Source organism: Amycolatopsis suaedae, assembly GCF_004214935.1.
Taxonomy (GTDB): domain Bacteria; phylum Actinomycetota; class Actinomycetes; order Mycobacteriales; family Pseudonocardiaceae; genus Amycolatopsis; species Amycolatopsis suaedae.
Map to the genome: position 1 here is coordinate 154,125 of NZ_SFCC01000010.1, position 23,629 is coordinate 177,753.

Here is a 23,629-nt window from a genome sequence, read left to right on the forward strand (position 1 = left end):
CCAGGCCAGGACGGAGCACATGACCGAGCCGAATTTCCACCGGTCCGACACCGACGGTAACCAGGACGCGGAGCAGTCCCACCATGTGGTGGTCGTCGGCCCCGACGGCACGCCCGTCGGCACCGCCCGCGTCGCGTCCAACGGCGAGCCGGAGCAGGGCGACTCCGTCGGTGACCTCGTCGAGGAGCCTGCGAAGGTCATGCGGATCGGCACCATGATCAAGCAGCTGCTGGAGGAGGTCAGGGCGGCACCGCTCGACGACGCCAGCCGCAACCGCGTCCGCGAGATTCACCAGACCTCGATCAAGGAGCTGGAGCAGGCACTCGCGCCCGAGCTGCAGGACGAGCTGGAGCGGCTCGTCGCGCCGTTCACCGAGGACGCCACGCCGTCCGACGCGGAGCTGCGGATCGCGCAGGCCCAGCTCGTCGGCTGGCTGGAGGGGCTGTTCCACGGCATCCAGACGGCGTTGTTCGCCCAGCAGATGGCGGCCCGGGTGCAGTTGGAGCAGATGCGCAGGGGCCTGCCGATGGGGTCGTCCGGCGCCGGCCAGGAGTCCGGCGGGCCGAACATCGGCGGCGGTCAGTACCTCTGAGACCGCTGAGCGATCGCGTCCAGCACGCGGTCGGCGCCGCGGCCGTCCACGGCGGCGGCCGCGGCGGCGGCCAGCTTCTCCCGCCTGGCGGGCTCGGCGAGCAGGCCGGTCAGCACCTCGGTGACCGACGCGAGGTCGGTCCCGCTCTCCAGCCCTGCGGCGAGCCCCTGGTCGACGGCGGCGCGGTAGCCGGTGGCCTGGTTGTCGACCAGCCGCACCAGCGCCGTCGGAACGCCGATGCAGCACAGCTCCAGCAACGTCACCCCGGCGGCGCTGATCACCAGGTCGGCTCCGGCGAGCAGCCGGGGCAGCTCGGTGCTCGGCGGGGCGACGAGGAAGCGCTGACCGGGTAGCGGGTCCGGCACCGCGGGCTCGCCACGCACCAGGGCCTCGGCCGCGAACGGCAAGCTCGTGTCCCGCAGGGCGGTGAGGATGCCGCTCACGACGCCGGACCACACACCTCCGCCGCCGAGCACGACCAGCACCCTTGGCGGGTCGTGCGGCTCACCGTCGCGGCTCGCCCTGGCGGCCTGGACGACCTGCCGCAGCGGGGCGTAGGCGGGGCCGGTCAGCAGAACCGGCGAGTCGTCGGCGGGCCGGTCGGCGCGGTGCAGGCCGCAGTCGACCACGATGTCGGCCCGCCGCCTGCCGAACGTGCCGTCCTCCATGGACACCAGCAGCGCGCCCGCGGCGTTGACCTCGTCCCGCAGCTCGCCGAGGCCATAGTGGTCGACAAGCACGGCGTCGTGCCCGGCCGCCAGCTCGCCGAGCGGGCCGTCCGGCAACCGGGGGACGCCGAGCTGATCGAACCGCGCGGCCAGCCATTCGGCGTTGGTGGTCCGGCCGGCGAACGACACCGTCCAGCCCCTGGCCACGGCGTGCTCGGCGAACGCGACCACGCGGGCGATGTGGCCCGCGCCGATCTCGGCCGAGGAGTCGGCCCGCAGCAGCAGCCTCACCGGACCGCCTTCTGCTCGACGCCGGCATTGAGCGCCACCAGGTCGGGCCGGGCCCGCAGCAGGTCGACGACCTCGCGCCAGGCAGGCGGCCGGTCGCCCAGCTCGGCGACGACGCCGTCGATGAGCCGCCAGTCCTGCTCGGTGTCCAACGTCACCCGCAGGTCGTCGGCGGCAGGCGCGACGACGAGTCCGGCGCAGCGGTAGCGGTCCGGTCGCGTATAGACACCGGCCGTGACGTGCTCGCGGTGCGGGCCTGCCGGGTCGAGTGCCTGCTCACGCAGGACGTCCGCCCTGGTCAGCTCGGCGTCGAAGCCGCGGGGCAGGGTGCGGACGAGGGTGTTGCTCAGGTAGTCGAGGTCCGGCTGGGCCCGCCAGAGCGCGACGAGCTGGCTGATCAGCGCGGGGTCGTGCAGCGGGCAGTCGGCGGTGAGTCGCACCACAGCGTCGGCCGGGTGGGCGTCGAGCGCGAGCAGGAACCGGGCCAGGACGTCGTCCAGCGGACCGCGGACGACGGCCGCACCGCAAGCGTTTGCCTCCTGGGCGACCGCGTCGTCGTCGGACCCGTCGGAGGTGGCCACGACCACGGCGTCCACGCCGTCGGCGGCCAGCGCCGCCCGGATCACCCAGCCGAGCACGGAACGCCCGCCGAGCTGCCGCAGCACCTTGCCGGGCAGGCGGGTCGACGACAGCCGTGCCTGTATCACGGCGGTGACCTGCATGGGTGACATGATGTCGGACGCCAACACCCACGAAACGCGGAGGTCATCGATGGCCGAGCTCGAAGGCTCGAGCATCCTGCTGACCGGCGGGACGGGTTCCTTCGGCAAGGCGTTCATCTCCTACGCCCTCGCCGAGCTGAACCCGAGCCGGCTGGTCGTGCTGTCCAGGGACGAGCTCAAGCAGTACGAGGTGCGCCAGCAGTTCGGCGACGACCCGCGGCTGCGCTGGTTCATCGGCGACGTCCGCGACCGGCGGCGGCTGGAGCGTGCCATGCACGGCGTCGACTACGTCGTGCACGCCGCGGCGCTCAAGCAGGTCGACACCGGCGAGTACAACCCGTTCGAGTTCGTGCAGACGAACGTGACCGGCTCGCAGCACGTGATCGAGGCCGCGATCGACACCGGGGTGCGCAAGGTCGTCGCGCTGTCGACCGACAAGGCGTCCAGCCCGATCAACCTCTACGGCGCCACCAAGCTGTGTGCCGACCGGATGTTCATCAGCGCCAACCACTACGCGGCCGCGCACCCGACGCGGTTCTCGGTAGTGCGCTACGGCAACGTGATGGGCTCGCGGGGCAGCGTCATCCCGTTCTTCCGCGCGCTGGCGGCGAAGGGCGAGTCGCTGCCGATCACGCACAAGGAGATGACCCGGTTCTGGATCACGCTGCCGCAGGCCGTGCGGTTCGTCGTCGACTCGTTCGACCAGATGCACGGCGGTGAGCTGTACGTGCCGCGGATCCCGAGCATGCGGCTGGTCGACCTGGCGCAGGCCATCGCCCCGGGCAGCCCGATGCACGAGGTCGGCGTGCGGCCCGGCGAGAAGCTGCACGAGGAGATGATCGCGCCCGACGACTCGCGGCGGACGCTGCGGCTGCCCGACCGCTACATCGTGCAGCCGCACATCGCGGGCTGGGGCTACCAGCCGCCCGCCGACGGCGAACCGGTCCAGGACGGTTTCGCGTACCGGTCGGACACCAATGACCTGTGGCTGGACGCCGACGAACTGCGTGACCTGGTTGAGCAGTATGGCTGAGTTCCTGCCCTACGGACGTCAGTCGGTGTCCGAAGAGGACATCGAGGCGGTCGCGGCGGTCCTGCGGACCGACTGGCTGACCACCGGCCCTGAGGTGGACCGGTTCGAGGCCGGGCTGGCCGAGCACGCCGGTGGTACCCCCGCGGTGGCGGTGACATCGGGGACGGCGGCGCTGCACGTCGCCTACGCGGCCGCCGGCATCGGGCCGGGCGACGAGGTGGTGACCTCGCCGATGACCTTCGTCGCCACGGCGTCCACCGCCGCGCTGCACGGCGCGAAGGTGGTGTTCGCCGACGTCGACCCGGAGACCGGCCTGCTGGACGTCGAGGCCGCGCGGGCGGCGATGACGTCGCGGACGAAGGTGCTGGCCGCCGTCGACTACGCCGGGCACCCGGCTGCCATGGACGAGCTGCGGGAGGTCGCGGGCGAAGCGTTGCTGCTGGAGGACGCGGCGCACTCGATCGGCGCTTCCTGGCAGGGCAGGCCGGTCGGGTCGATGGCCGACCTGACGACGTTCTCGTTCTTCCCGACGAAGAACCTGACCACGGCCGAGGGCGGCGCGGTCGTCACGCCGTCGCCGGAGCTGCTGGAGCGGGCACGCGGGTTCCGCAACCACGGCCTGGTGCGGGACAAGGCGCGGCAGCGGTTTCCCGACGAGGGGCCGTGGCACCAGGAGGTGCACGAGTTCGGGCTGAACTACCGGCTGCCGGACGTGCTGTGCGCGCTGGGGAGCAACCAGCTGAAGCGGCTGCCGTCGTTCGTCAAGCGGCGGGCGGAGATCCACGCGCGCTACACCGCTGCGTTGTCCGATGTGGACGGTGTGCGGACGCCGGTGGTGCGGCCGGGCGCGGAGCCGGTGTGGCACCTGTACCCGCTGCGGGTCCTGGACGGCAGGCGGCGGGCGCTGTTCGAGCACCTGCGGGGCGAGGGCATCGGGGTGCAGGTGAACTACATCCCGGCGTACTGGCATCCGGTGTTCGAGGACCAGGGCTACCGCCGTGGCCTGTGCCCGAACGCCGAGCGCTTCTACGCCGAGGAGCTCTCCCTGCCCATGTTCCCCGACCTGCGCGACGAGGACGTGGACAGGGTCATAACCGCGATCCGAGCCTTCTTCTAACCCGCGAGTCGTACGTTCCCACGCGCGAGTCGTACGTTCCCACGCGCGAGTCGTACGTTCTGACGTGCGAGTTGTAGGTTCAGGCGGCGACGCCGCGGCGGGCGAAGGCCGAGGCGACCGCGGCCAGCAGCCGGGTCGGGTCTCGTAGGTCGGCCGCGGTGGCGCGGATGACGATCCAGCCGCGACGTGCCAGGTCGGCATCCCGCGCGGCGTCGAGGTCCTGCCTGCCCTCGTGAGCCTCGTACCCGTCGTACTCGACGGCGATCCGCCACTGTGCCCAGGCGAAGTCGAGCCGGTAGATCTCCTGTCCGGCCAGGTCGCGGACGGAGAACTGGGGCTGCGGCGGCGGATAGCCCGCTTCCGTCAGCGTCAGCAGGAGCGCGCTCTCCGACGGGGATTCCGGCAGCCCCGTGACGAGGTCCAGGAGAATCCGGGCCCGTTTGCGTCCCCGGGGATCGGGCCGGTCGGTGATCCGCACCTCGATCCACTCCCGGAACTCACCTCGTTCCGGCTCCGGAGTCATCGCCATCGCCTGGTCGGCACAGGCCAGCGCGAGGCGCCCCGGGTCGCGGGCGAGGACGTCCGCCAGTGCGTAGTCGAGCGCGACGGTCCGCAAGCCGGCGATCTCCACCACGTCCTGGTCCTCGACGCGCCCGTTGTGTACCCGAAGCCCTGGACGCTTGTGGCCCCGGCGGGCGTACGGCACCAGCACCTCGACCGGGGCCCGCTCGGCGGCCGCCACACCGTGCACCGCCAGCGCGGTCTGCCTGGTCAGCACGGCCGCGGGGCCATGGAACAACAGAGCTGCGGCGGCGGTGGTGAGGAAGTCCAGCGCCCTGCGGCGCTCCACCAGCACGGTCTTGGAGTACGAGACGAGCCGCCCACCGTCCACCGCCGCGCGCAGGGCATCGGCTCCCAGCTCACGACGTAACGCTGCCCTCAGATGGGCGCCGTGCAGGCCTTCCGGAAATTCAGACACGCGATCACTGTTGCCCGCCCTTGGCGGCGTTGCCAAGAGCATCTTGCCCTGCCTGTGGACAACCCCAGGTGCCTGTGGACAACTTGAAGTGACGACTCGCGCGTCAGAACCTACGACTCGCGCGTGGGAACGTACGACTCGCGCGGGAGAACGTACGACTCGCGGTGGGTGGCTAGATGATGTCCCAGGTCAGGGGGGTTCCTCGGGGGGCCGGGGCGGTGAAGGTGCGGCCCAGGACCTTGGACAGGTCGGACGGCGGGAGGCCGCCCGCGGGGCGGATGGAGCGGACGTTGGCGGGGGTGACCTTATCCCCAGGCCGCACGTCGGCCACGACGTACAGGCTCCGCCGCAGCCGCAGCCCCTCCCGCTCACTCTCCCGGGGCCCGATGACCGGCGAACCGAGCGCCTCCCAGGCCCGCCTGCTCTCCACGACCAGCGCCGCCAGCTCGGCCGGCTCCAGCGAGAAGTCCGCGTCGACGCCACCGTCGTCCCGCGCCAGCGTCACGTGCTTCTCCACCGCGACCGCCCCCAGCGCGACGGCGGCCAGCGGCGCGCCGATACCCGGCGTGTGGTCGGACAGCCCGACGAGCGTCCCGGTCACCGACGCCAGCACCGGCAGCCCACGCAGGTTGCTCTCGCTGGGCGAGGCCGGGTAGCTGGCCGTGCACCCGAGGACGATCAGCTGGTCGTTGCCCGCCTCCCGCGCCGTGCGCACCGCCGCGTCGATCTCGGCGATGCTGGCCATGCCGGTCGAGATCACCAGCGGCTTGCCGGTCCGCGCGCACAGCTCGATCAACGGCAGGTCGACGATCTCCGACGACGCGATCTTGTACGCGGGCGCGCCCAGCGACTCCAGCAGCTCCACCGCCGTCGGGTCGAACGGGCTGGAGAACACCTCCAGGCCGTGCGACCGCGCACGCTCGAAGATCGGCTCGTGCCACTCCCACGGCGTGTGCGCCCGCTCGTAGAGCTTGTACAGGTTCTGCCCGCCCCACAGCGAGTGCTCGTCGCCGATCCGGAACGCGGGCCCGTCCACGTCGATCGTGATCGTGTCCGGCGTGTACGTCTGCAGCTTCAGCGCCTGCGCGCCGGTGGCGGCCACCGCATCGACGATCGCCAGCGCCCTGTCCAGGTCCCCGTTGTGGTTGCCGGACATCTCGGCGATGACGAACGGCGGATGCCCCGGCCCGACGGAATGGGCACCGATCCGCACGTCGCTGGTCATGGCCCTCATCGTACGAACGTCTTCGACAACCGCCGGAACGGCCCTTCCGGCTCCTCCCGCTCGACGTAGCCCGCGCGGTCGAACAGGGCCGCCGACGCCGCGTTCTCCCGGTGCACGGCGGCCAGCACGGTGTCCACCGGACGCGCCCGCAGCAGCGCTTCCTCGCCCGCCGCGAGGATCGCACCCGCCAGGCCCCGGCCACGGAACTCCGGCGCCACGGTGATGCTCACCTCCCAGACACCGGCCGCACGCAGGTCGAACCGCACGTTGCCCGCCGCGGCTCCCCCGGACTCGGCGATCAGCAGCAGCCGCTCCGCCGACCCGAGGGAACGCGACAGCCACGCCAGATGGTCGTCCAGCCCCACTTCCCCGGTGTCGCGTGACCATCGCCGGGTCACCGGGTCGTTGCGCCACTCGAGCAGCAACCCGGCGTCGGCCTCGGTGGCCGCACGGGTGGTGACGGCAGGCATTACTCCCCGACCGTGACCGCGGCCTGTTCCTCCAGCGCACGCAACCGGTGCTCGTACCGGGCGATGCCGGTCAGCCGCACCCGGATCTGCGCGTGCTGCCGCTGCACCTCCTCGATCAGCGACCGGGCCTCCGCGAGTTCGGGCTTGTCGGCGTGCGGCACGAGCGCGATCTGCTCCCGCAGCGACTCGATCCGCGCATCCTGCGCGGCGACGTGCGGCATCAGCCGCTCCAGCTCGTTGTCGGTCCAGCGCAGGTCGCCCCGCAGCTGCTCGATGCCGGCTTCCAGCGCGTCGAGCCGCCTGCGGTGGTCGTCGGTGCAGTCCTCCTGGTGGCGCAGGCGCTGTTCCAGGGGATGCACCCGCTCGTTGAGCCGGAAGTCGACCACTCTCGCCAGCCTCGCGGCGGCACGGCGTCGGAAGTTGAACGGAGACATGCGGTTCCTTCGATCTGAGTGGTGAATCAGCGCCAGAGCTTGGTGTTGCCCGTGCGGGTCCAGGAGTCGAGCAACCGGCCCTCGGCCGCGATCTGGTGTTCCGGGCCGACGATGCAGGAGTCACCGGCCGCGTGGTCCCAGTGTGTCTGGTTCGGGTTGTCGATGAAGGAGAACCCGGTCAGCAGCAGCTCGGCGGTCGGGAACGCGGTCCGCGCGATCCACGCCGCCATGGTGCCGGTGGTCGACCACGTCGACTCCGTCCGGGTGGGCAGGCCGAGCGCGTCCGACAGCGGGAGTGTCACCTCGGTGTTGGACACCGGCACCAGCCCGAGATCGGCGGGCCACCAGGCGGGCAGTTCCTCGGGTTCCCAGTGCAGCCTGCCCGGCTCGACCATGAGGTACAGCCGCGAGCGGTAGTCGTGGAACACCCATTTCGTGGCCCGCACGGCCCGGTTGAACACGACGACGTGGGTGCGCGTCCCGACGGCGGGCGGGCCGTCCGGTTCGTCGCAGACGAAGCCGTTGACGCGAATGACCATATCGCATGCGTCGATCGCCTTGGCCCGCTGCGGATCCTCGGGCAGCGGCTGGTTGCCGACCACGGCCACGGCACGCGGGGACGGCCGGTCGGCGTACGCCTCGAGCAGGCTCACCATCAGGCTCGGCTCACCCGCGGCGCTGGCGACGACGGCGCTTGTCATGGGACAGGAAACTACCAGGACACGCCGCGTGAACATTCGGTACGGATCCCGCTACCAGTTGCAGTAATCCCCTGCATTGACGGGGTGAAACCGTGCCGGGTTCACCTCTCGGTATCGTCGTGAACCGTGCATGCCACCAGCACCAGCGTCGCTCCCCCGGCGCCCCCACTCTCCGACAGTCGCACCTTCAAGCGCGCCTTCGCCGATCTGAAAGCCGGTTTCCGGGCCAGGGAACTGTGGAGCCACCTCGGTTGGCAGGACATCAAACAGCGTTATCGACGCTCTGTCCTCGGGCCGCTGTGGATCACCATCAGCCAGGCCGTCATCGCGGTCGGCCTCGGCGGGCTCTACTCGGTGCTGTTCAACGCACCGGTCGCCACGTTCCTGCCCTACGTCGCCACCGGCATGATCATCTGGACCTTCATCAGCGGCTGCCTCACCGAGGGCATGGAGGTCTTCATCTCCAACGAGGGCCTCATCAAGCAGCTACCGGCACCGCTGTCGGTCTACGCACTGCGCACCGTGTGGCGCCAGGCCCTGATGTTCGGCCACAACTTCCTGGTCTACATCGCCATGGCGCTGATCTTCGTCGGCACCCTCGGCAACCCCTACACCCTCCAGGGCAACGGCGCCTGTGAGGCGGGCAGCAGCTGGACCTGCCACCCCGGCATCGGTTTCGACATCCTGCTGGCGGTCGTCGGGTTCGCGCTGATCGCCATCAACGCCGGCTGGGTCACGATGCTGCTCGGCATCATCTCGACCCGTTTCCGCGACATCCCCCAGGTCATCGCCGCCCTGGTCCAGCTGATGTTCTACATGACGCCGATCGTCTGGCCGCTGGACCAGGTGACCGCGGTGACCGGCACGAAACGCGACCTTGCTGACACCGTGCTCCCCATCATCCAGTTCAACCCCATCTACCATCTGGTGCAGGTGGTACGCGCACCACTGCTCGGGCAGCACATCAGCCCGGTCAGCTGGATCGCCGTCGTCGGCATGGCCGTCGTCGGCTGGGGCCTGGCCCTGATCGCCATGCGCAACTACCGTGCCCGCGTCTCCTATTGGGTGTGACACATGGTCAGCATTGATGTACGCAACGCCTACGTCGACTTCCCCATCTTCGACGCCAAGACCCGCTCGCTGAAGAAGAAGGTCATCGGCAAGGTCGGCGGCAAGATCGGCACCGGCAGCCGGGTTCCGGTGATCGAGGCCCTGCGCGACGTGACCGTGTCGCTGAAGGAGGGCGACCGGGTCGGTCTGGTCGGCCACAACGGCGCGGGCAAGTCCACGCTGCTGCGGCTGCTCTCGGGCATCTACGAGCCCACCCGCGGCTCGGCGCGGGTGGTCGGCAAGGTCGCCCCGGTGTTCGACCTCGGCGTCGGCATGGACCCGGAGATCTCCGGCCTCGAGAACATCATGATCCGCGGCCTGTTCCTGGGGATGACCCGCAAGGAGATGGAGAAGCGGGTCGACGACATCACCGAGTTCACCGAGCTCGGCGACTTCCTGCAGATGCCGCTGCGGACCTACTCGACGGGTATGCGGGTCCGCCTGGCACTGGGCATCGTGACCTCGATCGACCCCGAGATCCTCATCCTCGACGAGGGCATCGGCGCCGTGGACGCGGCGTTCATGGCCAAGGCACGCGACCGGCTCAAAGACCTGGTCCGCCGGTCCGGGCTGCTGGTGTTCGCCAACCACTCCGACGAGTTCCTGATGGAGTTCTGCGACTCGGCGATCTGGATGGACAGCGGCAACGTCAAGCAGCAAGGCTCCCTGCGCGAGGTGCTCACCGCCTACAAGGGGCGGGACCCGTTCGAGCACCTGAGTGCCGAGACGCTGGCCCGCATCGGTGCGGCGCCCGCGATGAGCGGGAACGGTGGTGACTGACCGATGACTGAGCGGCCGATGACCGAGCAGGGTCCGCTACCCGAGGGATCGGTGGTGGCCGTCGTGGTCACCCGGCACCGGCGGGACCTGCTCGCCGACTCCCTGAAGATCATCGCCGCGCAGACCCATCCGGTCACTCACCTGGTGGTGGTGGACAACGGCCCCGACGAGCCGGCCCGTGAGGTCGTCGAGTCGTTCCCGCTGCCGTTCACCTACCTGCCCTCACACCACAACCTGGGCGGCGCCGGCGGGTTCGCCCTGGGCATGCTGCACGCGCTGGCGCTGGGCGCCGACTGGCTGTGGCTCGCCGACGACGACGGCAGGCCCGCCGACGAGACCGTGCTGGCCGTCCTGCTGGAGGAGGCCGAGAAGCGTCAGCTGGCCGAGGTCTCGCCGGTGGTGTCGAACATCGACAGCCCGGCCAAGCTGGCGTTCCCGCTGCGCAGGGGCCTGACCTGGAAGCGGTCGTCGGCCGAGCTCGGCGAGGACTTCCTGCCCGGAATCGCGTCACTGTTCAACGGTGCGCTGTTCCGAGCGTCGACGCTGGACGTCGTCGGCGTGCCGGACCTGCGGCTGTTCTTCCGCGGCGACGAGGTCGAGGTGCACCGCAGGCTGGTCCGCTCCGGGCTGCCGTTCGGCACCTCGCTCAAGGCCACCTACCTGCACCCCGACGGCTCCGACGAGTTCAAGCCGATGCTCGGCGGCCGGTTCCACGCGCAGGACCCGGAGAACGAGGTCAAGCGGTACTACACCTACCGCAACCGCGGCTACCTGCTGTCGCAGCCGGGGATGCGCAAGATCGGGGCGCTGGAGGTGTTCCGGTTCGGCCTGTACTTCGTGGCCGTGAAGCGGGACCCGAAGGCGTTCCTGCAGTGGCTGAAGCTGGTCCGGCAGGGTCAGCGGGAGAAGTTCTTCCGGTTCTAGGCACACGAGAAGGGGCCCGCCTGCCTGGCGGGCCCCTTCTGCGCGTTCGGACGTTCTACTCGCCGATGACCGGGGGCGCGGTGCGCTGGTCGGTCCCGAAGATCTCGTCGGGGTCACCCTCGACGAGGAACGCGGGCCTGGTGTGCTCCTCGTCCTCGCTGCCCTGGCCACCACGGCCGGCGCCACCCATGCCGCCCATGCCCGCGCCCATGCCACCCGGGCCGCGGCCACCGGCGCCCATGCCGCGGCCGGCAGCGGCCTCGGCCGCACCGACACCGCCGGGCTTGGCGACGCCCGAAGCGGCACCCGAGGCGGAGCCACCGCCACCGGGCATCCCCGCACCACCGCCCGGGCCGAAACCGCCGCGGCCGATCTTGCTCTGGTAGTTCTCCGGGCCGGACATGGCCATGCCACCCATCGGGCCCATCGGCATGGCACCCATCGGCATCCCGCTGGTGCTCGGCGGGGGCCCGCCGGTCGGCATGCCGGCAGGCGGCCGGTAACCGGCAGGCGCGGTGCCCACGGGCACGGTGCCCGAACCGGTCTGCGACCCCGGACCGCTCGGCGTGGAGCCGCCACCGTCGTTGCCGCCGCCACCGGGCATCGAACCGCCGCCGCCCGGCATGCCTCCGCCGTAGCCGGAGCTGCCCGTGCCGCCGTTGCCACCGTTCTCGTCCGGCAGCCGGTACTTGCCGTCGATCTGGTTGCCGTCGAAACCGCCGTCGTCACCACCGGACCCGGCGGCGTTGAACTTCGGCGGCTCGGCGAACACCGGCTGCTTGGAGGCCGCTTCGTAGAGCTCGTTGTCGTACGTGGTCATCACCTGCGCCGCGTCCGCGTGCGCCTGCTTGTTGGCCTTGTACGTCTCCAGCGTCTCCTTGATGTTGCCGGCGAAGTCGAAGGGGTTCTGCTTCCACTTGTCGATCTCGGACTGCCAGTTGAACGGGACCTCCTCCGGCATCCCGTTCTTGGCCCGGCCGGCGGCGTCGGACTGCTGGTACATCGTCTCCGAAGCCAGCTTGGCGTTGTCGCCGTTGGTGTCGGCCCACTTGGCGAGGTTGGCGAAGTACCCGCGGGCGTTCTCGCCCGCGTTGCCCTCCCAGGCGCCCTTGGACTTGTTGACCGCCTCGGTCAGCTGGTCGGCGAAGTCCTTGAAGTCCAGGTGGAGCTTGTGGTACGCGTCCGACACCCCGACGATCTGCTGCGTGTCCAGGTTGTCGTTGACGTACTTCGTCATCTGGGCGTGGGAGTGGCCGGGGTAGTTCTCGCCGGACGGCTTGAGGCCCTCGATGAACTGGACGCCCTTGGCGTCGGAGAGGTCCTTGACGTTCTTCTCGCCCATCTGGTCGGCCTGCTGGGACGCGGCCTGGCGGGCCACGAAGTCCTGCATGAAGCCGAGAAGCCAGGCGTCCTGCGGCGTGTTCGACGACGCGACGTCCTGCAGGTACTGGTCCCGCGCCGACGGCGACAGCCGTTCGAACTCCTGCTGCGTGAGCTGCTTGGTCATCTGAACTCCCTCACCCCTTCGGAAGTTTCGCCTCGACGATGCCGGCCACCTGCTCGGCCACCGGGCAGACCTCGTTCTCGTCTCCGATGGCGACCGACACGTCGACCCTGGACGTGGGGGTCACCTCGATCGCGAAGAAGCATCCACCGTCGCTGTAGGCCCGCACGGCACGGCGGTCCTTGATCTTGCCGGTCTTCTTGTTCGCCTGCTGGACCTCGTCGATGCCCTGCGTGTCACGAATGGCGATCCCGAGATCGGTGTCGCTGGCCCGGTCGTAGTCGCACACTCGGGCGCCGCCCTTGTTGCCTTCCTTGCCCGGCTCGAACTGGCCGACCGGCGCGAGGTCGGCCGCGGTGACCAGCTCACAGGGCTTCAGCGCCGCGGTGGGCGAGTCGCCACCGGGTGCCGGGCTGCTCGACTCCGCCGGTGAGCTGGCGCCGGTGGACGGCTGGGCACTGCCGGGCGCGGGCTTGGCGGTGCCGTCGACCGACGAGCAACCGCCGACGGCGAGCGCGCCGGCCGCGGCCAGCACCAGCAGTGTCGATGTCCGCTTCATGCGCTGAGCAACCGTCCTCACGCCTGGACGACCTGCGGCGACTTCATCGCCGCCCGGATCGCGTCCTCGTTGTCGCCGTACTTGCCCGACGCCCGCAGCAACGCGAAGTGCGCGTCGTCGAGCACCTGGCTGAAGTGCTGGAGCACCTGCTTCACCGAGCCGACCTCGCCGGCGCCGCCCTTCTGGTTGTGCTGCGCCACGGTCTGGCCGTAGGCGTGGCTGCCCAGTTTGGGAGCCTCGGCGACGTACTGGACGTCCCGGAAGGTCTTGTCCACCTTGTCCTTCATGGTGGTGAGTGCCTTCACCAGGTCGGGAATGGCGTCCGGGTCGATCTTGAAGCCGCCGTTCTTCGCGGCCTCGACCAGCTTCTTCGCCTCACCGGCGGTGGCCGCGACCTGCTTGCTCAGGTTGCTGTCGAACGCCGCCGCGCCACCCGGCATCACCGGTGGCGCCGAAGACTGACCCGGATCCTCCTGGAACACCGGCATCGCTGCTCGCCCTCCCTCAGTGGCTGTCCGCGCGCATTCTACGTCGGCCACCCACTATGACGGTTCGCCCGTGCGAACGGTTCCCCAGGAGTGCGCTAGGACAGGTAGCGCTCGACCTGGCTGTACAGCTGCTGGCCGATACGGGCGTTGTCGGCGGGGGCGTAGGTCACCCACTGCTGTCCGTCCTCGGCGTCACGCATGGTGACGAGGTAGCGGCCGTCCTCGTTGTCGAACCAGGCCAGCGGGCTCATGTCGACCTCGGCGCCCCGGTCGTCACGGACAAACGCGGTGAACTGGCCGATCCGCAGCTTCGGCTTCTCGAAGATCCGCTCGATGGCTCGCATCTGGCTGGACACCGACGACTGCGACCTGGGGCCGGACACTCCCGCGAACGGGTCGTAGCTGTCCTCCTGCCGGTGCCGGGGCTTCGGCTTGCGGGACGGGCGCGCGACGGTCACCGACTGGCCGGGGCCCGGCGAGGTGAGCGGCAGCAGGTCGACGATGGCCGGGACGATGCCGGTCGGCCGGACCTCCTCGAAGACCAGCATGTTGTCCTTCTGCTGGACGAGCACGGCGAACTGCCGGTCGGCGGCGACCCTGGCGAACAGCGGCTTTCCGTCGTCCAGCTCGCCGGCGGCGACGATGGCGACCGGGGAGGCGACGAACGTCCGCAGCGCCACCTCGGCGTCCGGGTCGAGACGGCCGCGGAACATCAGGCCGCGGGAGTCGAGGTCGCGGTAGACGGCGTCGCGGATCGCGGCGCGCTGCTCGTGGGTGGTCCCGAGATGCGGCACCTCGAACGGGAACGGCGCGGGGCCGAGCTTGCCGAGGTCCAGCAGGATGTCCACCGCCGCCAGCGACAGCGAGAACGAGTGCGCCATCTGCTCCCCCCTGGGCCCGTGTCAGCGTGTGACTGAACGTTATCCGCAGGCTGCGCTGTCAGCGAACCGGGGTTGTCCACCGTGGGCGGGTGCGCTGTCCTGGGGATCATGAGCGACACCAAGCCGGTCCTGGTCCTGCATCTCGCCGCAGCGCACGAACCGCTGTTCTTCGCGCTGAACGAGGACGACGTCGACGAGCTGGACAAGAAACTGCACCTGATGCTGGACCACCGCTCCGTCGAGGCGGTGACCACCAAGGAGGGCGCCACCGTCCACATCAACTTCTCGCACGTGGCCGTCGCCTACATCGACGACCTGCAGCGGCGCAGCAAGGTGTTCGGTCTGCGCTGACCAGGGAAAACAAAAGGCGCTTTCACTCCACGGGGTGAAGTGAAAGCGCCTTTCGGCAGCAGGTCAGAGCTCGTAGAGCCGCTTCCAGTTCTCCCGGCTGGTGAGCTCGGGCATGGCGCGGCGGTACTGCTCCTGCACCGCCGGGCCCTCCTTGCGCAGCCGGGCGATCAGCTTCGCGCCACGCTTGGCCAGGCGGAACATCTCCTCCCGGTCGTACTTGCGCAGCCGCACGCCCTCCTGCGACATGTCGGTCACGACGGCCGTGTCGAACAGCGACACGTGCCACCAGTAGGCCTCGTCGGCGGGGATCTGGCCCAGCGCGTGCCGGTGCCTGCCCAGCGCCCGGTCGATGACCCGCTTGATCAGCACCGCACGCTGCATGCTGGGCCGTGGCGCGGCGTTGATGATGCCGATGTCGTTGGACGGGATGCCGGGCACCTCGGTGGCGTCGTACTTCTTCGCCTCCGGGTACCGGGCCCGGATCTCCCGGATCTCCTTCATCGCGGCGACGCCGCCGTCACGCAGGATCTCCGGCCCCTCCAGGAAGTCCTCCAGGGCCTTGAGCAGGGTCGCGGTCAGCGCGTACTGCATCCCGAGCAGGTAACGGGCCATGTGGCCGAGCAGCGTCTTGGTGAGCACGTTCAGGTCGAACGGGCTGTGCAACGCCGCGGTGATCATGGCGTTACGCAGGTTGAAGTAGCGGTGCCACTCGTCCCAGTCCTTCCAGTGGAAGTCGGCGTGCCACACGCCGGCACCGGGCAGGGTGACGGTCGGGAACCCGTTCGCGCGGGCCCGGTAGCCGTACTCCTGGTCGTCCCACTGGAAGAAGAACGGCAGCGGGTAACCGCAGGCCTTGACCACCTCGTACGGGATGAGGCAGGACCACCAGCCGTTGTAGGCGGCGTCGATCCGGCGCTCCTGCCGGTTGGGCTTGCCGGTCTCCTCGTCGAAGCCGAGCAGGTCGGCGGTGTCCAGGCTGTGCTTGACGACCTGCCCGGTCTCCAGCCGGTTGAGGTCGGCGTACTCGGCGCCGCGGTGCAGCTGGTGCGGGTGCAGCAGGTTGAGCATCTGCCCGCCGACGATGATCGGGTTCGCCGTCTTGTTGGAGAACGCCGTCATCCGGATGATCAGGTCCGGCTCCAGCAGCACGTCGTCGTCCATGAACAGGACGTTCGCGTGCTCGGTCTCGGTGTGCCCGGCCACCTCGTACAGGCCGCGGGTGAACCCGCCTGCACCGCCGAGGTTGGGCTGGATGATGTAGTGCAGCCGGTCGCCGAGGTCCTTGGCGACCTGCTCGAAGCCGTCCCGGCTCTCGACGCGGTCGGTGCCCTGGTCGGCGACGTAGATGGCGTCCAGGGTCTCCAGCGAGGACAGGTCACCGGCCAGCGCCTGCAGGTTGGCCAGGCAGTCGTCGGCGCGGTTCATCGTGCAGATGGTCACCGCGGTCGGGCGGATGCGCTCCGGCGGCTCGACGGTCCAGCGGACCTTCTCGACGACCAGGTCCTGGCCCTGCGAGGTGACCAGGTCCAGCCACAGGGCGCCGCCGTCGAAGAACTTGTCGATCTTGGCTTCCATGGTGACGGTGGCCTGGTTCAGGCCCTCGACCCGCTGGCTGGCCACCATGCGCGGCTCGCCCTCGATGTCCGAGGCGCTCACCGACAGGTGCCCGGAGCCGGTCACGACGGCCTCGACCCGCACCTCGCGCACGACCGTCCACCGCTGCCAGTAGCTGGCCGGGAAGCGCCCGAAGTAGGTGTTGCACGACACCTGCGCGTTCTCGGCCAGAGTGATGCCGTCCCGGCGCCGGGTGACGATCCCGGCGATGACCTCGGCGTAGAGCCCCTCGGGGACGAGGTCGGACGGGCCGGAGAACAGGCCGCGCTGCGCGAGCAGGCGACCCTGCGGCGCGCGCTCGGAGAACGTCGTGTCGTCGTGTGCCTCGAGGGTCGGGCTCACGGGCTGTTCCTTGACCACCACTCCACCAGCCTGTCCGGTTGCCGCTGCTGCCTTACCGGGCATTGAACCTCAATCCTCCAAGGGGGCTAAGAACACGCGGCCACAAACTACAGCCCGTTCCTGTGAACTGTTCACAGGAGGTCATGCGTCGTGCCGCTCGCGGAAGATGACCCACTTAAGCATTACGAAATTGATGGTGGTCGCGGTTGCCTGCGCGACCGCCCAAGCTACGGCGAACTCCCAGCGGAACTCCGGGAGCAGGGCCAAGGCCAGCGCGTTGGTCCCCACGTTGACGAAGAACGTCACCGTGTAGAGCAGGGCGAACCCACCTGCCTGGCTCGCGGTGCCGTTGTTGCCGGCGGCGAACGTGAAGCGGCGGTTGAGGAAGTACGCGGTGGTGGTACCGGCGATGAAGGCCAGCGCCTTGGCGAAGTGCACCCAGAGGCCGGTCTGCAGCAGCAGCCAGTAGCTTCCGAGGTCCACCAGCGCGCAGAAGCCGCCGATGAGGACGAACCGCAGGAGTTGGCCGAGCAGCCCCGGCGAGGCCGGGCGTCCTACGCCCGCTTCCGGCTCGGTCGTCACCACGTCACTACCTCATCGACCAGGGGTCCGTTTACCGGGGCAAGTGTACGAGTGGCGTGCCCGGGTGGCGCCGTCGGGCGGTGGCTACCCTGGTCGGGTGAGCCACGGGAAGCAGTCGATACCGACCCAGCGGCAAACCCTCACCGGCTGGGGACGCACCGCGCCGACCACCGCCGAGGTGCTGTCCACCGCCGATGTCGACCTCATCGCCCGGGCGGTCGCCCAGGCGGGTGACCGGGGGGTGATCGCCCGCGGTCTCGGCCGCTCCTACGGCGACCCGGCGCAGAACGCGGGCGGTCTCGTCGTCGACATGACCCCGCTGAACCGCATTCACTCGATCGACCCGGACACCGCCGAGGTCGACGTGGACGCCGGCGTCAGCCTGGACCAGCTGATGCGTGCCGCGCTGCCGCACGGGCTGTGGGTGCCGGTGCTGCCCGGAACGCGCCAGGTGACCATCGGTGGCGCGATCGCCAACGACATCCACGGCAAGAACCACCACTCCGCGGGCAGCTTCGGCAACCACGTCGTGTCGATGGACCTGCTCACGGCCGACGGGCAGATCCGCACGATCACGCCGGACGGCCCGGAGTCCGACCTGTTCTGGGCGACGGTCGCCGGCATCGGCCTGACCGGCATCATCCTGCGTGCCCGGATCCGGATGACCAGGACCGAGACCGCGTACTTCATCGTCGACAACGACCGCACCGAGAACCTCGACGAGACGCTGGAGCTGATCAGCAACGGCTCCGAGGCCAACTACACCTACACGTCGGCCTGGTTCGACACCATCTCGAAGGGCGCCAAGCTCGGCAGGGGCGCGTTCGGCAGGGGCTCGCTGGCCACGGTGGACCAGCTGCCGGAGAAGCTGCGCGCGGAGCCGCTGAAGTTCGACGCCCCGCAGCTGCTGACCGTCCCGGACGTCTTCCCGAACGGGCTCATGAACAAGCTCTCGCTGACCGCGATCGGGGAGTTCTACTACCGGACCACGCCGAAGGCGGGGCGTGGCGCGATTCAGAACATCACGTCCTTCTACCACATGCTCGACCTGGTCGGAGAGTGGAACCGCGGCTACGGTTCGAAGGGCTTCCTGCAGTACCAGTTCAGCACTCCGCTGGGCGCGCACGAGGACTTCCGCCGGATCATCACCAAGATCGCCAACTCCGGCCACTACTCGGCGCTGAACGTGTTCAAGACGATGGGCAAGGGCAACCGCGCGCCGCTGTCGTACCCGCACGAGGGCTGGCTGATCTGCCTGGACTTCCCCATCAAGGCCGGGCTGTCCCGGCTGTGCCGGGAACTCGACGAGGAGGTGCTCTCGGTCGGCGGCAGGCTCTACACCGCGAAGGACTCCCGCACGAGCGCGGAGACCTTCCACCGGATGTACCCGCGGGTCGACGAGTTCCGCAAGATCCGCAGTTCCGTTGACCCCGAGGGCGTGTTCGCCTCGGACATGAGCCGGAGGCTTGAGCTTTGATCGACGCAGTTGGCAACCCCCAGTCCCTGCTGCTCCTCGGCGGCACCTCCGACATCGGCCTGGCCATCGCCGAGCGCTACCTCGCCGACAGTCCACTGCGGATCGTCCTGGCCGCGCGGCCGTCGGCCCGCCTCGACGCCGCCTACGAGCGGCTGAGCGCGGCAGGCGCCGACGTGTCCACTGTGGACTTCGACGCCAGCTACCCCGGCTCGCACCCTTCGGTGATCGAGAAGGCGTTCTCCGACGGCGACATCGACGTCACCGTGGTCGCGTTCGGCCTGCTCGGTGACGCCGAGGAACTGTGGCAGGACCACGGCAAGGCCGTGGAGCTGGCCACGGTCAACTACACGGCCGCGGTCTCGGTCGGCGTCGCGCTGGCCGACAAGCTCAAGAAGCAGGGGCACGGCAGCGTCATCGCGCTGTCGTCGGTTGCCGGTGAGCGGGTGCGCCGGTCCAACTTCATGTACGGCTCCAGCAAGGCCGGTTTCGACGGCTTCTACCTGGGCCTCGGTGAGGCGCTGGCCGACCACGGGGTCAAGGTGACGGTGGTCCGGCCCGGTCATGTGAAGACCAAGATGACCGAGGGCATGAAGGACGCCCCGCTCGCGCAGACCGCCGAGCAGGTCGCCGAGATCGCCGTCGACGCCCAGCGCAAGGGCAAGGAGCTGGTCTGGGCGCCGCCGCCGTTCCGGTTCATCATGTCGGCGCTGCGACACGTGCCACGGCCGATCTTCCGCAAGCTGCCCATCTAGCTAGGCCCCCGCCGTTACGGTGGGGCCATGCCGGATCAGGAAGCCAAACTCGACGCGACCATTCGTGCGTTCAGCGAGCAGGCCGCCAGAGCCGGTGAGCTGAAGGACAAGCTCGCCGAGCTGCGCGGCAGTGCCCGCAACGCCGACGGGTCGGTGACCGTGACCGTCGCGCCGTCGGGTGCGCTGCTCGGGCTGCAGCTGTCGCCGCGTGCCGTCCAGCGTTCGCACACGCAGCTGCAGCAGGAGATCCTCGCCACCGTCCGGCAGGCGACACAGCAGGCCGCCGCCCTGATGGAGGAGACGGTGCGGCCGGTGCTCGGCGACCGGCTGGACCAGTTCAAGGAGGCGTTCTCCGCGCACGCGGTGGAGCCGATCGGCCCCGCGACGCCACCGGCGGCGGAGAACCTGCCGGGGCCGGTCCACGCACCGGCGCCCAAGCCGACGCCGCGGCCCGCACGGCGGCGCGACGACTCCGATGACGAGGACTTCGGCGGCCCGATCATGCGGCCGACGCACTAGGGGGAAAGACATGACCGGACATCAGGTCGCGACCGAGGCGCTCACCGCCCACGGCAGCGGATCGAAGGAGACCGCGGACCACTTCGCCAGCCTCGCCTCGCTGCTGGAGCAGGCCAGGGTGAGCGACGAGTGCTTCGGCCCGATCGGTGAGGTGCTCGCGTTCAAGTACTTCGAGAACCTGGAGGAGTGCCAGGGCCTCGCCACGCAGGCCAAGGCGTTCCTCGACGAGATGGAGCAGAAGACCGGCGCGGCCGCGAAGGCCTACCTCGGCAACGAGGAGGCGACCACCGACGGCATCAAGAAGCTGGGCGACTTCGAGGCGCTGAACAGCGCCGGTGACGGCCAGCGCAAGGGCTACGTCGAGCAGCACGGCGGGTACGGCAGCTCGATCCTGTCCAACATCGGCGACATCAAGCGGGCGAGCAGCCCGCCGGACATCGCCATCGCCGCGGTCAACGCGCGGATGGAGCAGCTCCAGCTGGTCACCAGCCCCGGTCAGTCCTTCTTGGACAACGGGCTCGGCTTCCTGATCGGCATCGTGATCAGCCCGCTGGTCGAGTTCGTACTGGAACCCGCCATCGGCGACCCCGAGCAGATGCGCAGCACCGCGAAGGGCTGGGAACAGGTCGCCAAGTGGCTGGAGGAGACCGGTCAGCACGAGTCGAAGCGGGCGGCGGCCACCGCGGAGGCGTGGAAGGGCGACGCGGGCGACGCCTTCCGCACGCAGATGACCGAGTTCGGCGACGGCACCGCGGCGTTCGCCAACGACATCCGCAACGTGCAGCGGATCCTGGAGATCGCGGCCGACCTGTTCGACGCGTTCGTCGAGATCGTCATCGACATCATCCAGGAACTCGTGATGGGCCTCATCATCGAGTGGCTGGCCGCGCTGGCCGCGTCCTGGATCACCGCGGGTGCGTCGATGGCCGCGGCGGGCGTCACCACGACGGCCCACGTCAGCGGCACCGCGGCCCGGCTGGCGATGAAGGTCAAGCTGCTGCTCGGCAAGCTGAAGCCGTTGATCGACCAGCTGGAGGACGTCCTGCGGATGGTCCGGACCGGTCCGCTGAAGCAGGTCGTCCAGCGAACCGAGGCCATGCGGGACGGCAACTGGTTCCAGAAGAAGCTCGTGATGCAGCTGGACAACAACCCGATCGCCAAGATCGTCACCAAGGCCGATCCGGTGACCGGCGCGTCGAAGACCGGCAACAAGTTCGCCGGCCGGATGGGCATCAACGAGGGTTCCGAGGCGCTGTCGGCGAATCTGGCCGAGGCCGGGCTGCGGGCCGCGGGCATGAGCGGCACCACCGACGTCGGCAGGGCGGCGTTCCGCGGCACGATGGAGAACGCGCCCGGGCTGGCGATGGAGCAGGGCATCAAGTACGGCTACGACAAGGCCGCCGACCCATCGTCCGAAGAGGAGCGCAGGCAGGCCACCGACAAGGGCTTCACGGTTGAATAGTGTGAACTTCAGCCAGCCCGTCGGCGCGGCGGCACACGCGCGGGCGCTGCTCTGCGAGCCGGGGGAACCGTTGCTGTGGGCGGCGTTCGCCACCGAGCACCAGTTCGACGTCCGCGGGCTGACCGCGCGTGGTGAGCCCAAGGCCGGGTTCGCGGGTGCCGCCGTGGTCGGGGCCGTCGTCGCGGCGACCAACTGGGGCGGGGACGACGGCGGCGGCTCCGAGCGGCTGCCGGATCCGGACGTCGTGGTGTTCGGCGGGATCGACAGCCTCGCTCACCGGCATCTGCGTGATCAGGGCGTCGGTGCGGTGCGGCGGCTGTGGGCGCTCACGCCGGCGCGGCTGGCCGTCGCGGCCGTCGTGACCCAGGAGGCCGAGGAGCCCGCCTCGCTGCTCGGTAGGGCCGGGCGGCTGGTGAAGGTGTTCACCGACAACCGGCGGCGCTTCGGCGGCAACACCGAGGGCGAACCCGTGCGGCTCTATCCCGGGCTCACGCCGGTGACCGACGTCCCGCGTGCCGAGATCGCCCGGATCGACACCGCCAAGCGCAAGGGCAGGCCCTGCGTCCGGGTGTCGCTTGTCGACGAATCCGGCTTCGACCTGCTGTTCGCCGACGACGACCCGCAGGTCTGCGAGTGGATGGTGGGGTTGGGCCGGTGAACCCGTTCGATCCGCGTACGGCCCGCAAGGCGGGCGAGGCGGCGGCCAAGGAGGTCGGCAAGCTCTGGCTGCGCAAGGGTGAGCGGCTGCTGCTGACGTTGCCGCCGCTGTTCGGCTACAGCGGTGCGCTGATCGGTGGCGTGCGCGGCGTCCCGCACGTGGCGCCGGACGACCTGCCCGCGCTGCGCCTGGACCGGTGCCGCTGGCCGCTGCCCGCCGACGGGGACCTGGAGTGGACCGAGGACCCGACGGTCGCCTACTGGGCCGAGGCCGCCGACCGGCGGCAGGACGCGGTCCGGTTCCTCGACGGCCTCGCTGCCAGCCGGGGCATCGCTCGGTTCACGATGACCACTCAGCGGGTGGCCCTGCTGCTGCCCGCGGGCATGCTGACCGAGCCGGGTGGCCGGACGGGCCTGGTGGAGCTGTACGAGGTGGAGCCGGGCCGGGTGCGCGGCCTGCGGTCGCAGTTCCTCGGCCGCAGCGTGCCGCCGGTGCGGACGGTCACCGTCGACTTCGCCGACGGCTCCACGCTCTGGCTGCGGGACCGCCTGGCGGCCGAGAAGGTCGCCGCGGCGCTGTCCCGCTGACAGTGCCCGTCAAAGCACGTGAAGGCCACCATCACCACGTGAGACGTCAGGGCCCTGGCAAAGTCGGAAGTCGTGGGCGATTGCCGTGAGGGCCCCCTTCACGGCATCAGACGCCACCACATCCGCCCTCACCGCGGCACACCCGCCCCACCGGCCTCCAACACCACAACCACCCCACCAGCCACCACGAACGAGACAACCCCAGCAAGCATCAAAGCACGTGAAGGCCACCATCACCACGTCACACGTAATGAAGGTGGCCTTCACGAGCCTGGGCGCAGGCCGACGTCTCGCGATCCGGAACCGGCGCGCCTGCCAGTGGAACCAGCCGGGCGGGAACGGACAACTCGCGGGTCCTGAACGGCCGACTCGCGCGAGCGGGCGTCACGGGACGGCGGTCTCCAGGCCGGCGTGCAGGTCACGCATGAGGCGCTCCAGCGCCTCCCTGCTGGTGTGCAGGTCGCCGATCTTCTCGTTGATGGCGTCCAGTTGCCGCTGCAGCACGTCGAGCAGCGGCTCGCAGGTTTCCGGGTCGGTGGGCAGCGCGCCGTCGCGGCAGGCGAGGACCTTGGCGATCACCGCGATCGGCAACGCCGCGGCGAGCAGGCAGCGGATCCGCCGCACCCGCTGGACGTCGGTCTCCGCGTAGGTGCGGAACCGGCCCTCGGTCCGCTGCGGCTTCAGCAGGCCCTGTTGCTCGTAGTAACGCAGCATGCGCGGCGTGGTGCCGGTGCGTTCGCTCAGCTCACCGATGTGCACGGTATTCCCCGATCCGTCGAATGAGGCATAGCTCATCGTGAGTTGACTCTG

Annotated in this window: 27 protein-coding genes; 13 read left to right on the forward strand and 14 right to left on the reverse strand. The window is 70.0% G+C overall.

Annotation, left to right across the window (positions count from 1 at the left end):
* Positions 1-19 precede the first annotated feature (19 nt).
* A complete protein-coding gene (locus EWH70_RS20720) occupies positions 20-592 on the forward strand; it encodes a bacterial proteasome activator family protein (RefSeq protein WP_130477113.1) in 573 nt (190 codons plus the stop codon).
* On the opposite strand, the gene EWH70_RS20725 is transcribed toward EWH70_RS20720, so the two are convergent.
* Both EWH70_RS20725 and EWH70_RS20730 read right to left on the reverse strand, forming a co-directional pair.
* Complete coding sequence (locus EWH70_RS20725; protein WP_130477114.1) at positions 580-1,551, reverse strand: spore coat protein; 972 nt, start codon at positions 1,549-1,551, stop codon at positions 580-582. The genes EWH70_RS20720 and EWH70_RS20725 overlap by 13 nt on opposite strands.
* On the reverse strand, positions 1,548-2,270 hold the full coding sequence (locus tag EWH70_RS20730) for a cytidylyltransferase domain-containing protein (RefSeq protein ID WP_240687109.1): 723 nt from the start codon (positions 2,268-2,270) through the stop codon (positions 1,548-1,550). The genes EWH70_RS20725 and EWH70_RS20730 overlap by 4 nt, the downstream gene beginning before the upstream one ends.
* Before the next feature lie 49 nt (positions 2,271-2,319).
* On the opposite strand from EWH70_RS20730, the gene pseB reads away from it, so the two are divergent.
* Both pseB and EWH70_RS20740 read left to right on the forward strand, forming a co-directional pair.
* On the forward strand, positions 2,320-3,303 hold the full coding sequence (pseB, locus tag EWH70_RS20735) for a UDP-N-acetylglucosamine 4,6-dehydratase (inverting) (protein ID WP_130477116.1): 984 nt from the start codon (positions 2,320-2,322) through the stop codon (positions 3,301-3,303).
* Complete coding sequence (locus tag EWH70_RS20740) at positions 3,296-4,420, forward strand: DegT/DnrJ/EryC1/StrS family aminotransferase (protein ID WP_130477117.1); 1,125 nt, start codon at positions 3,296-3,298, stop codon at positions 4,418-4,420. Before pseB ends, EWH70_RS20740 begins: the two co-directional genes overlap by 8 nt.
* Before the next feature lie 79 nt (positions 4,421-4,499).
* Here EWH70_RS20740 and EWH70_RS20745 read toward each other — a convergent pair whose 3' ends face one another.
* The 5 genes from EWH70_RS20745 to EWH70_RS20765 all read right to left on the reverse strand — a co-directional run bounded on the left by EWH70_RS20745 (position 4,500) and on the right by EWH70_RS20765 (position 8,184).
* On the reverse strand, positions 4,500-5,399 hold the full coding sequence (locus EWH70_RS20745) for an endonuclease domain-containing protein (RefSeq protein WP_240687110.1): 900 nt from the start codon (positions 5,397-5,399) through the stop codon (positions 4,500-4,502).
* Between the two features lie 172 nt (positions 5,400-5,571).
* Positions 5,572-6,624: a pseudaminic acid synthase gene (gene pseI, locus EWH70_RS20750; protein WP_130477118.1), complete on the reverse strand. Its 1,053-nt coding sequence runs from the start codon at positions 6,622-6,624 to the stop codon at positions 5,572-5,574.
* A gap of 5 nt (positions 6,625-6,629) precedes the next feature.
* Positions 6,630-7,094, reverse strand: coding sequence for a GNAT family N-acetyltransferase (locus EWH70_RS20755; RefSeq protein WP_130477119.1), 465 nt, complete (start codon positions 7,092-7,094; stop codon positions 6,630-6,632).
* A complete protein-coding gene (locus tag EWH70_RS20760) occupies positions 7,094-7,528 on the reverse strand; it encodes a hypothetical protein (protein ID WP_130477120.1) in 435 nt (144 codons plus the stop codon). The genes EWH70_RS20755 and EWH70_RS20760 overlap by 1 nt, the downstream gene beginning before the upstream one ends.
* A gap of 26 nt (positions 7,529-7,554) precedes the next feature.
* Positions 7,555-8,184: a glycosyltransferase family 29 protein gene (locus EWH70_RS20765; RefSeq protein WP_130477284.1), complete on the reverse strand. Its 630-nt coding sequence runs from the start codon at positions 8,182-8,184 to the stop codon at positions 7,555-7,557.
* A gap of 171 nt (positions 8,185-8,355) precedes the next feature.
* Between EWH70_RS20765 and wzm the strand changes: the two genes are divergently transcribed.
* Genes wzm through glfT1 form a run of 3 tightly spaced genes read left to right on the forward strand, consistent with a single transcriptional unit; the run spans position 8,356 to position 11,043 of the window.
* Positions 8,356-9,300: a galactan export ABC transporter permease subunit Wzm/RfbD gene (wzm, locus tag EWH70_RS20770; RefSeq protein ID WP_130477121.1), complete on the forward strand. Its 945-nt coding sequence runs from the start codon at positions 8,356-8,358 to the stop codon at positions 9,298-9,300.
* Positions 9,301-9,303: 3 nt separating this feature from the next.
* Positions 9,304-10,119, forward strand: coding sequence for a galactan export ABC transporter ATP-binding subunit Wzt/RfbE (wzt, locus tag EWH70_RS20775; protein ID WP_130477122.1), 816 nt, complete (start codon positions 9,304-9,306; stop codon positions 10,117-10,119).
* Positions 10,120-10,122: 3 nt separating this feature from the next.
* Positions 10,123-11,043 carry a galactofuranosyltransferase GlfT1 gene (gene glfT1 / locus EWH70_RS20780; protein WP_276320569.1) on the forward strand — a complete coding sequence of 307 codons (921 nt, stop codon included), beginning with the start codon at positions 10,123-10,125 and terminating at the stop codon, positions 11,041-11,043.
* 55 nt (positions 11,044-11,098) lie between these two features.
* Here the strand turns inward: glfT1 and EWH70_RS20785 are convergent, their stop codons facing one another.
* The 4 genes from EWH70_RS20785 to EWH70_RS20800 form a co-directional block, all read right to left on the reverse strand.
* Positions 11,099-12,550: a hypothetical protein gene (locus tag EWH70_RS20785; RefSeq protein ID WP_130477123.1), complete on the reverse strand. Its 1,452-nt coding sequence runs from the start codon at positions 12,548-12,550 to the stop codon at positions 11,099-11,101.
* A gap of 10 nt (positions 12,551-12,560) precedes the next feature.
* The gene (locus EWH70_RS20790; RefSeq protein WP_130477124.1) at positions 12,561-13,106 is read right to left on the reverse strand and encodes a DUF3558 family protein; all 546 of its coding nucleotides are present in this window, start codon (positions 13,104-13,106) and stop codon (positions 12,561-12,563) included.
* Between the two features lie 17 nt (positions 13,107-13,123).
* Positions 13,124-13,594 (reverse strand): hypothetical protein, encoded by a 471-nt coding sequence (locus tag EWH70_RS20795; RefSeq protein ID WP_130477125.1) that lies wholly within the window; start codon positions 13,592-13,594, stop codon positions 13,124-13,126.
* A 95-nt stretch (positions 13,595-13,689) separates the two neighbouring features.
* Positions 13,690-14,475, reverse strand: a complete 786-nt coding sequence (locus EWH70_RS20800) for an ESX secretion-associated protein EspG (protein WP_130477126.1) — start codon at positions 14,473-14,475, stop codon at positions 13,690-13,692.
* A gap of 108 nt (positions 14,476-14,583) precedes the next feature.
* On the opposite strand from EWH70_RS20800, the gene EWH70_RS20805 reads away from it, so the two are divergent.
* The gene (locus tag EWH70_RS20805; RefSeq protein ID WP_130477127.1) at positions 14,584-14,826 is read left to right on the forward strand and encodes a hypothetical protein; all 243 of its coding nucleotides are present in this window, start codon (positions 14,584-14,586) and stop codon (positions 14,824-14,826) included.
* Positions 14,827-14,889: 63 nt separating this feature from the next.
* Here the strand turns inward: EWH70_RS20805 and EWH70_RS20810 are convergent, their stop codons facing one another.
* Both EWH70_RS20810 and EWH70_RS20815 read right to left on the reverse strand, forming a co-directional pair.
* Complete coding sequence (locus tag EWH70_RS20810; RefSeq protein ID WP_130477128.1) at positions 14,890-16,845, reverse strand: glycosyltransferase; 1,956 nt, start codon at positions 16,843-16,845, stop codon at positions 14,890-14,892.
* A 78-nt stretch (positions 16,846-16,923) separates the two neighbouring features.
* Entirely contained in the window at positions 16,924-17,367 is a 444-nt protein-coding gene (locus EWH70_RS20815) for a GtrA family protein (RefSeq protein WP_130477129.1), read from the reverse strand.
* A 115-nt stretch (positions 17,368-17,482) separates the two neighbouring features.
* Here EWH70_RS20815 and EWH70_RS20820 point away from each other — a divergent pair, with 115 nt between their 5' ends.
* The 6 genes from EWH70_RS20820 to EWH70_RS20845 are packed head-to-tail and all read left to right on the forward strand — an operon-like array spanning position 17,483 to position 22,819.
* Entirely contained in the window at positions 17,483-18,841 is a 1,359-nt protein-coding gene (locus EWH70_RS20820) for a decaprenylphosphoryl-beta-D-ribose oxidase (RefSeq protein ID WP_130477286.1), read from the forward strand.
* Positions 18,838-19,593 carry a decaprenylphospho-beta-D-erythro-pentofuranosid-2-ulose 2-reductase gene (locus tag EWH70_RS20825; RefSeq protein WP_130477130.1) on the forward strand — a complete coding sequence of 252 codons (756 nt, stop codon included), beginning with the start codon at positions 18,838-18,840 and terminating at the stop codon, positions 19,591-19,593. Before EWH70_RS20820 ends, EWH70_RS20825 begins: the two co-directional genes overlap by 4 nt.
* A 27-nt stretch (positions 19,594-19,620) precedes the next feature.
* Complete coding sequence (locus EWH70_RS20830; RefSeq protein ID WP_130477131.1) at positions 19,621-20,112, forward strand: YbaB/EbfC family nucleoid-associated protein; 492 nt, start codon at positions 19,621-19,623, stop codon at positions 20,110-20,112.
* Between the two features lie 10 nt (positions 20,113-20,122).
* Positions 20,123-21,574, forward strand: a complete 1,452-nt coding sequence (locus EWH70_RS20835) for a WXG100 family type VII secretion target (protein WP_130477132.1) — start codon at positions 20,123-20,125, stop codon at positions 21,572-21,574.
* Position 21,575: 1 nt separating this feature from the next.
* Positions 21,576-22,232: a hypothetical protein gene (locus tag EWH70_RS20840; RefSeq protein WP_130477133.1), complete on the forward strand. Its 657-nt coding sequence runs from the start codon at positions 21,576-21,578 to the stop codon at positions 22,230-22,232.
* Positions 22,229-22,819, forward strand: a complete 591-nt coding sequence (locus EWH70_RS20845; RefSeq protein ID WP_130477134.1) for a hypothetical protein — start codon at positions 22,229-22,231, stop codon at positions 22,817-22,819. The genes EWH70_RS20840 and EWH70_RS20845 overlap by 4 nt, the downstream gene beginning before the upstream one ends.
* Positions 22,820-23,203: 384 nt before the next feature.
* Here the strand turns inward: EWH70_RS20845 and EWH70_RS20850 are convergent, their stop codons facing one another.
* Positions 23,204-23,614, reverse strand: coding sequence for a MerR family transcriptional regulator (locus EWH70_RS20850; protein ID WP_240687111.1), 411 nt, complete (start codon positions 23,612-23,614; stop codon positions 23,204-23,206).
* Positions 23,615-23,629 lie beyond the last annotated feature (15 nt).

Bases quoted from the DNA above. Each gene is read 5' to 3' on its own strand.
- EWH70_RS20720 (WP_130477113.1), top strand. From the start codon at position 20: ATGACCGAGCCGAATTTCCACCGGTCCGACACCGACGGTAACCAGGAC.
- EWH70_RS20730 (WP_240687109.1), bottom strand. From the start codon at position 2,270: ATGCAGGTCACCGCCGTGATACAGGCACGGCTGTCGTCGACCCGCCTG.
- pseB (WP_130477116.1), top strand. From the start codon at position 2,320: ATGGCCGAGCTCGAAGGCTCGAGCATCCTGCTGACCGGCGGGACGGGT.
- EWH70_RS20740 (WP_130477117.1), top strand. From the start codon at position 3,296: ATGGCTGAGTTCCTGCCCTACGGACGTCAGTCGGTGTCCGAAGAGGAC.
- pseI (WP_130477118.1), bottom strand. From the start codon at position 6,624: ATGACCAGCGACGTGCGGATCGGTGCCCATTCCGTCGGGCCGGGGCAT.
- EWH70_RS20755 (WP_130477119.1), bottom strand. From the start codon at position 7,094: ATGCCTGCCGTCACCACCCGTGCGGCCACCGAGGCCGACGCCGGGTTG.
- EWH70_RS20760 (WP_130477120.1), bottom strand. From the start codon at position 7,528: ATGTCTCCGTTCAACTTCCGACGCCGTGCCGCCGCGAGGCTGGCGAGA.
- EWH70_RS20765 (WP_130477284.1), bottom strand. From the start codon at position 8,184: ATGGTGAGCCTGCTCGAGGCGTACGCCGACCGGCCGTCCCCGCGTGCC.
- wzt (WP_130477122.1), top strand. From the start codon at position 9,304: ATGGTCAGCATTGATGTACGCAACGCCTACGTCGACTTCCCCATCTTC.
- glfT1 (WP_276320569.1), top strand. From the start codon at position 10,123: ATGACTGAGCGGCCGATGACCGAGCAGGGTCCGCTACCCGAGGGATCG.
- EWH70_RS20785 (WP_130477123.1), bottom strand. From the start codon at position 12,550: ATGACCAAGCAGCTCACGCAGCAGGAGTTCGAACGGCTGTCGCCGTCG.
- EWH70_RS20790 (WP_130477124.1), bottom strand. From the start codon at position 13,106: ATGAAGCGGACATCGACACTGCTGGTGCTGGCCGCGGCCGGCGCGCTC.
- EWH70_RS20795 (WP_130477125.1), bottom strand. From the start codon at position 13,594: ATGCCGGTGTTCCAGGAGGATCCGGGTCAGTCTTCGGCGCCACCGGTG.
- EWH70_RS20800 (WP_130477126.1), bottom strand. From the start codon at position 14,475: ATGGCGCACTCGTTCTCGCTGTCGCTGGCGGCGGTGGACATCCTGCTG.
- EWH70_RS20805 (WP_130477127.1), top strand. From the start codon at position 14,584: ATGAGCGACACCAAGCCGGTCCTGGTCCTGCATCTCGCCGCAGCGCAC.
- EWH70_RS20810 (WP_130477128.1), bottom strand. From the start codon at position 16,845: ATGCCCGGTAAGGCAGCAGCGGCAACCGGACAGGCTGGTGGAGTGGTG.
- EWH70_RS20830 (WP_130477131.1), top strand. From the start codon at position 19,621: ATGCCGGATCAGGAAGCCAAACTCGACGCGACCATTCGTGCGTTCAGC.
- EWH70_RS20835 (WP_130477132.1), top strand. From the start codon at position 20,123: ATGACCGGACATCAGGTCGCGACCGAGGCGCTCACCGCCCACGGCAGC.
- EWH70_RS20850 (WP_240687111.1), bottom strand. From the start codon at position 23,614: ATGAGCTATGCCTCATTCGACGGATCGGGGAATACCGTGCACATCGGT.